The organism is Citrobacter sp. wls826, assembly GCF_005281245.1.
Taxonomy (GTDB): Bacteria; Pseudomonadota; Gammaproteobacteria; order Enterobacterales; family Enterobacteriaceae; genus Citrobacter; species Citrobacter braakii.
The window spans coordinates 115,956-116,829 of the sequence record NZ_SZWS01000045.1 but is presented as its reverse complement, the minus strand read 5'-3'; the positions used below and the strand labels follow the sequence as shown (position 1 = coordinate 116,829).

Sequence of the window (874 nt, the reverse complement as noted above, 5' to 3'; positions counted from 1 at the left end):
TTGCTTACTGGCAGGATGCGAAGCAATCACCCTGCCATTAGACGTAGCGCAACAAATGCTCAATACCCCTGCGGTAGAGTCAGCAATAGAGAAGTTTGAACATGACTGGAACAATACATTTGGTCACATCAACCTGTGAGGGAAATAAAGTATGGATCGCATTATTCAATCACCTGGTAAGTACATCCAGGGTGCCGATGTTATTACCCGTCTTGGCAACTACCTCAAACCACTGGCAGAGCGCTGGCTGGTCGTTGGGGACAAGTTTGTCTTAGGCTTTGCCCAGGGCGCACTGGAAAAAAGCTTCCAGGATGCCGGACTGGCGCTGGAGATTGCACCGTTTGGCGGCGAGTGTTCACAAAACGAAATCGACCGTCTGCGCGGCGTGGCAGAAAAAGCGCAATGTGGCGCAGTACTTGGTATTGGCGGCGGTAAAACGCTGGATACTGCCAAAGCGCTGGCGCACTTTATGGGCGTGCCTGTCGCCATTGCGCCAACCATCGCCTCTACCGATGCACCGTGCAGCGCGCTGTCCGTTATTTACACCGATGCCGGTGAATTCGATCGCTATTTGCTGCTGCCCAATAACCCGGACAGGGTCATTGTTGATACCAAAATTGTCGCGGGCGCACCGGCGCGTCTTTTAGCCGCGGGCATCGGCGATGCGTTGGCGACCTGGTTCGAAGCACGCGCCTGTTCACGCAGCGGCGCAACCACCATGGCGGGCGGTCAGTGCACTCAGGCGGCGCTGGCGCTGGCTGAGCTGTGCTTTAATACGCTGATAGAAGAAGGTGAAAAAGCGATGCTGGCTGCCGAGCAGCACGTGGTAACGCCTGCGCTGGAGCGCGTTATTGAAGCCAACACCTATCTGAGC

The 874-nt window shown here is 55.6% G+C and carries 1 protein-coding gene and 1 pseudogene; both read left to right on the top strand.

All coding sequences use genetic code 11. The annotated features are described in order from the left end of the window. Window positions 1-139, top strand: a pseudogene (locus tag FDW87_RS22245) (fructose-6-phosphate aldolase); the annotation flags it as partial. A 12-nt stretch (window positions 140-151) separates the two neighbouring features. Then, window positions 152-874, top strand: a 723-nt coding sequence (locus tag FDW87_RS22240; RefSeq protein WP_252363099.1) for a glycerol dehydrogenase, incomplete at its 3' end; no start/stop codon positions are given.